Genomic DNA, 6,225 nt, shown 5'->3' with positions numbered 1-6,225 from the left:
TGGTGTACGGGCACCCCTTGCGGGTGCCCTTGCGGGTGCCCTGGTGGGATGCATACACGGAAGATGCAATCGCCCTACCTGAGCCCTACAATACGCTTGCTTGAAAATACGAGACCTGTTATAATATCCCAACGTTTTCCCTGTCCCGTAATAATAACAGATGCTCAGGAGCAAGCATGAAACGACGTGAGTTTCTTCGCGGCGCGGCGGCTGGTGTACTCGGTACGGTCGGCATGACTCTCGCCGCATGTGGCGGCGCCCCCGCAACACCTCCCGCTGCTGATGCCACAGCAGCCCCAGGTGAAGCCCAGGCCCCTGCACAGGCTTCGTCACTGCCAGCCGTTGAGTGGCGCATGGGTACGAGTTGGCCTATTTCGCTTGATACGATCTATGGTGGTGCCACGGTACTCGCTGAGCGCGTGAGCGAGTTGACTGATGGGATGTTCAAGATTACCACCTTCCCCGCCGGTGAGTTGTTTGGTGGCCTTGAGGTACTGCAAAATGTGCAGCAGGGTACCGTCGAATCGGGCCACTCGGCGATGTATTACTACGTTGGCCTCAATCCGGCCTGGGGTATCGCAACCTCGCTGCCCTTTGGCTTGACCGCAACCCAGCAGAATGCCTGGCTCTACCACGGCGGTGGCAACGAGGCGCTCGATAAGCTCGCCGCTGAGTTTGGCTCGGTGATCTTCCCCGCTGGCAATACCGGTACCCAGATGGGTGGCTGGTTCCGCCGTGAGATCAATACCGTCGCTGACCTCCAGGGTCTGCGTGTGCGTATCCCCGGCCTCGGTGGTCAGGTCATCCAGCGCCTCGGCGCCGTGACCCAGACGATCCCCGGTGGTGAGATCTTCCAGGCGCTCTCGACCGGTGCCGTTGATGCCGCCGAGTGGGTCGGCCCCTACGATGATGAGAAGCTTGGCCTTCCCGATGCCGCGCAGTTCTACTACTCGCCAGGCTGGTGGGAACCAGGCCCAACGCTGCATGCGATGGCTGGCACCGATGCGTGGAGTAAGCTCCCCGTCGAATATCAGCGTATCTTCAAGGTCGCGGCCTGGGAATCAAATATGAATATGATTTCCAAGTACGAGGCCCTGAATGGTGATGCCCTCCAGCGCATTCTTTCGGGTGGTCGGGTGCAACTGCGCACCTATAGCGATGAGATTATGGCCGCAGCTCAGACAGCCGCCTTTGAACTCTACGAAGAGACTGCTGCCAGTACGCCGATCTTCAAGGAGATCTTTGAGCCGTGGAAGGATTTCCGTAACCGCGTCTTTGGCTGGAATAGCGCCAACGAGGCAACGTTTACGAATTTCGTCTACAATAACCCAATCGATTAACGAGTTCCAAACTCGTTCGGATTGCACGAGGGGCGCGATGGCAATGCTGTCGCGCCCCTCGCTGTATCCCCATCGCCCCTCAAAGCATGGTCTCCGCTAGGTCAATAGCGCGCAAGAGCGCCGCCGCTTTATTGCGACTCTCTTGGTATTCCGCTTCCGGATCGCTGTCCGCCACAACCCCCCCACCAGCCTGAATGTAGGCAACTCCGTTCTGCACGACCATCGTGCGCAACGCAATGCATGTGTCCAGGTCGCCGTTAAAGCCAACATGACCCACACACCCTGCATAGATGCCCCGCCGATTGCCCTCGAGCTCAGCAATGATCTCCATCGCCCGGATCTTTGGTGCGCCACTCACCGTACCCGCAGGGAAACACGCCCGCAGTGCATCAAGGGCTTTCAGGTCAGCCCGGAGTTTGCCCGTCACATGGCTCACCAGGTGCATAACATGGCTATACTTTTCGACAAACATAAAGTCAGGTACGCGTACGGTGCCTGCCTCACTGACCCGCCCGATGTCGTTGCGCCCCAGGTCAACCAGCATCAGGTGTTCGGCCCGCTCTTTTTCGTCATGCAATAACTCGTCGGCGAGGGCGGCATCTTCCACCAGATCATGCCCCCGCCGCCGCGTCCCCGCAATCGGGTGCGTCAATACTTCACCCTCCTGTACCCGTACCAGCAATTCCGGCGAGGCACCAACGAGATCGCCTTCTGCCGTACGCAATAAGAACATGTAGGGTGATGGGTTGACCGTGCGCAGGGCGCGATAGATAGTCACGGGATCAGCCGTTGTCGGACGAGTGAAACGCTGCGAGGGCACCACCTGAAAGATGTCGCCCGCCATGATGTACTCTTTGGCATGCAAGACGTTCGCGTGGTACGCGTCGCGACTCACATTGGATTGGGGCTCGGTCGGTACGACCGGATCGATCGCTGAATGCGGTTCGTAGTTGCGCTCGCCACCTACCAGACGATCACGCACGCTCACCGGCTGGCGTAGTCGTTCCACCAATGCCTCGATGCGCGCCGTGGCCCGCTCGTACTCTGCCTCTAGATCCTCGGCATCAAGGTGAACGTGTGACAAGACCTTGATCTTGTGGCGCAGATGATCAAAAATCAACAGTGTATCTACGAACATCCAGAGACCTTCGGGCATCTGGTAGGCACACGCCTCGGGCACGGGAAGCCGCTCGAAGTAACTGACCGTCTCGTAGCTCAGGTAGCCAACGGCGCCCCCAACAAAACGCGGCAGATCTGGCAAGCGCACCGGTCGGTAGGCGTTGAGGTAGCTGTCGAGCACCACCAGCGGATCAGTATAGGGAAGCGTCTGTTTGTACCCGCCCTGCACGGCCTGTGCCGTACCGCGATCAAGCCGCAACACCATATACGGATCACTGCCGATGAACGAGTACCGGGCGATATGCTGCCCACCTTCAACACTCTCGAGCAGAAAACTATAGCTCCCGTGCGCCACCTTGAGATACGCTGAGACGGGCGTTTCAAGATCGGCCAGGATCTCACGGTAGATTGGGCAGAGGTTCCCTTGCCCTTGCAAGGTGCGTATCGTTTTGAGATCGGGTGTGTACATGGTTTTCCTTTTTGTTTAAGGGGCTGCCGCCCCAAAACCCTATCGTTTGCTGGTTCAAAACGCCAACTACGCTGGCGTTTTGAACCAGCAAACGATGCCTGAGGGCTTGCGGTGCCCAACACCTCATCAGGTTGCTAAGACAAAACCAACCCGCTCCATCACCAGGCGAACTTTTGGTTCGGCAACGGCCCGCGCCTGCTCAGCCCCGATGACGAGGATGCGATCCAGTTCCGCCGGATCGTCAATCAGATGATAATACCGCTCACGAATCGGACGAAGCACTTCGATGACCGCTTCCGCAACATCGTTTTTTAACGCACCATACCCCTTGCCCATAAAATGGGCTTCGATGGCGGAGCGACTCAGGCCAGTTGCGAGTTCATAGATCTGCAGCAAGTTGTTGACCCCAGCGCGGGTGGGATCGTCGCTGAAGGTGATGTCGCGCCCGGGGTCGGTGACTGCACGCTTCACCACCCAGCGGATCTCGTCGGGTTCGTCGGTGATGCGGATCGCATGGCCCCGCGTAAAGTCGCTCTTGCTCATTTTGGCCGTCGGATCGTTCAACGCCATAATGCGGGCCCCAGTCTCGCGAATCACTGGCTCTGGAACCACAAAGGTTTCACCATACAGGTAATTGAAGCGCTGGGCAATATCCCGCGTCAACTCAATGTGCTGCTTCTGGTCTTCTCCAACCGGAACCTCATGCGTATCGTAGAGTAAGATATCTGCGGCTTGCAAGACTGGATAATCTAATAAACCCGCGAGCACACTCTCTTGTTTTTGTGCTTTCATTTTATACTGGGTCATGCGCTCGAGCCAACCCAGCGGGGTGACACAGTTGAGAATCCAGCAACACTCAGCATGCGCCCGGACATGGCTCTGCACAAAGAGGGTCGTTTGTTGCGGATCGATGCCCGCCGCAATCAGCAGGGCCGCGAGTTCACGCGTCTGGCGTCGCAATGCCGCCGGATCCTGGGGCACCGTAATGGCGTGCAGATCAACAATGCAGATGAAATTGGTCTTTTCACCCTGGCCAGCCACCCACTGCTGGATCGCGCCAAGATAATTCCCCAAATGCAGCATGCCCGAGGGTTGAATTCCCGAAAAGACACGCGGTTTCGGACTCATGTTCGCTTCTCCTTGTCTATCCGAGCCACAAGGCATGGTATACTGCCCCGCAGAAAACGGCCCTGTGCTCGCTGTATGTTGAGGCCACGCCTCAGTGGATATGCCTACTTTTCCAACCACGAAAGGAACCTCAGTGCCCCGTTTGCCTTCATTGCCCCTGTTCGTCCTGGTGATCCTGCTCGTGTTCACTTCGTTGCCCCTGGTTCCTGTCCAGGCCCAGGCGCGCGCTTCTTTTACCAGTGCCCACCCTGTTGTTGCCCCGTTGACCCCGGTGGTCGTCAATGTCAATGTCGCTGACTATAGTGGCCCCGCCACGCTCCTTGTCTTCGATGGTCGTGGACGTGAGGTTGGCACGTTCTCCTTGACGCTCGCCGACGGCTTTGGTGCGGTCGAGGTGTTACCCCGCGGTACCCTTGGCAACCATTGGGCCGCGCTCTTTCTCGACGATGGCCGCCAGGTCGCCAATGGAACACTCTATCGCCTCGATGCCCAGACAACCATCGAAACGGGTGTCGTACCGTTTGATCAGTTGTATGAGCGCGTGGCCGAGTTTATGGCCTCGAAACGCCTGAGCTACACCCTCGACGGCAAACCCGTTGTCGGCTACCGCTCGCCTGATAGCCCCCTCCTCTGGTTACGTGACCACTACTACCAGAATCGCGCCTTTCGCTACTTCGAGACCGACCTGACCAGTCTGCTCGAAGCCAATCGGCGCATCCAGGCCGAAGATGGAAGCCTGCCCGATTTTGTGGCCCGACCCGATTGGAACATTGCCGCAATGCGTACCCCCGTCGAGGCCGACGTCGAATACCTCTATGTCCAGTTGATCTACGAGACCTGGCAGACCACCGGCGATACCGCCTGGATGCTCGGAATGCTCCCTTCAGCCCAGAAGGCGATCAACTATACGCTGACCTCGCCCATGCGCTGGGAACCCACGCTGGGCCTGGTCAAGCGTCCCTTCACGATTGACACCTGGGATTTCGAATATGGGCCGACGACAACCGACCCCGACACCGGCAAACCAGCGCCACGCCACTGGATTGATGAACAGACCAAATGGGGCATCTTCCATGGCGACAATACGGGCCTAGCTGAAGCGTTGCGTTCGCTGGCGACGATGGAAGAGCGGGCCGGCCAGGTCGAGCTTGCGGCCCAGCGACGCAGCCTTGCCAACGACATTATGGTGCGCCTCAACCGGCTCAGCTGGAATGGCACTTTCTACACCCATCACGTCAAACTCGTGCCTTACCAGGTGCCAGGTGTTGACGAAGCGACTCAGTTGAGCCTCTCGAATGCGGTTGCGCTCAATCGAGGGGTCTTGAGCCTGACCCAGGGGCGGGCGATCCTGGCCGAATACCAGCGTCGACTCAATGATCCGTCACGCACCGCCTTTGCCGAATGGTACAGCATTGACCCACCCTTCCCCCCAGGCGCCTTTGGTCTCGACGGACGCCTCGGCGAGCGCCCAGGCGAGTATGTCAACGGTGGCGTTATGCCGCTGGTCGGCGGCGAACTGGCGCGCGGTGCCTTTCGCCACGGCTACGAGAGCTACGGGTTTGATATTCTCTACCGCTACGACCAGTTAATCCGTCGTACCGGTTCAACCTACCTCTGGTACTATCCGACCGGTGGCGTGGCGATTGTACGCGAATTTCTGCCCACCGACGGGTGGGGGTCGAGTGCGATGCTTGGTGCCTTGATCGAAGGGGCAGCCGGCATTGAAGACCGCGGCCTGATCTACAACACGGCTCGTCTGAGCCCACGCTGGCCGGCCGATCCACGTACCCCCATCACCAGCGCCTACGCCGTTGCCCGCTATGCCGCCTCAAACGGGTACGCCGCCTACCGCTGGAACTACACCCCACCGGCAACACGCGGGGGCGATGGTCGGTTGACCCTTGAGGCCACCGGAAGCGGCGAGAACATCCAAGTACGTCTGTTGCTGCCGCCGACGCTCCGCACGGTACGCAGCGTCATCCTCAACGGACAACCAGTGGCCTACCAGATTGAAACCGTTGGCCCAAGCCGCTATCTCGTACTCAACGCCGCCGGGCCACTTGTTAACGTACAGGTCACACTCCGCTGAACTGCCGCCGAAACCTGCCCTCCCGCGGTAGGGGGCCAAGATGCACGCCTTCGCCGCTGGAACTAATCGGCATCACCGCC

Annotated in this window: 4 protein-coding genes; 2 read left to right on the top strand and 2 right to left on the bottom strand. The window is 59.0% G+C overall.

The genetic code is table 11. The annotated features are described in order from the left end of the window. Positions 1-176 precede the first annotated feature (176 nt). The gene (locus A9Q02_RS12805; RefSeq protein WP_097653483.1) at positions 177-1,340 is read left to right on the top strand and encodes a TRAP transporter substrate-binding protein; all 1,164 of its coding nucleotides are present in this window, start codon (positions 177-179) and stop codon (positions 1,338-1,340) included. Positions 1,341-1,419: 79 nt separating this feature from the next. Here A9Q02_RS12805 and trpE read toward each other — a convergent pair whose 3' ends face one another. Further along, positions 1,420-2,928, bottom strand: coding sequence for an anthranilate synthase component I (gene trpE, locus A9Q02_RS12800; RefSeq protein ID WP_097653482.1), 1,509 nt, complete (start codon positions 2,926-2,928; stop codon positions 1,420-1,422). Between the two features lie 126 nt (positions 2,929-3,054). Further along, on the bottom strand, positions 3,055-4,056 hold the full coding sequence (gene trpS / locus A9Q02_RS12795; protein ID WP_097653481.1) for a tryptophan--tRNA ligase: 1,002 nt from the start codon (positions 4,054-4,056) through the stop codon (positions 3,055-3,057). A 133-nt stretch (positions 4,057-4,189) separates the two neighbouring features. On the opposite strand from trpS, the gene A9Q02_RS12790 reads away from it, so the two are divergent. Further along, positions 4,190-6,145, top strand: coding sequence for a glucosidase family protein (locus A9Q02_RS12790; protein ID WP_245860531.1), 1,956 nt, complete (start codon positions 4,190-4,192; stop codon positions 6,143-6,145). Positions 6,146-6,225: the final 80 nt, after the last annotated feature.

Source organism: Candidatus Chloroploca asiatica, from assembly GCF_002532075.1.
GTDB lineage: Bacteria > Chloroflexota > Chloroflexia > Chloroflexales > Chloroflexaceae > Chloroploca > Chloroploca asiatica.
Note: the sequence above shows the minus strand (reverse complement) of the source record. Positions and strands in the feature narration are given on the sequence as shown.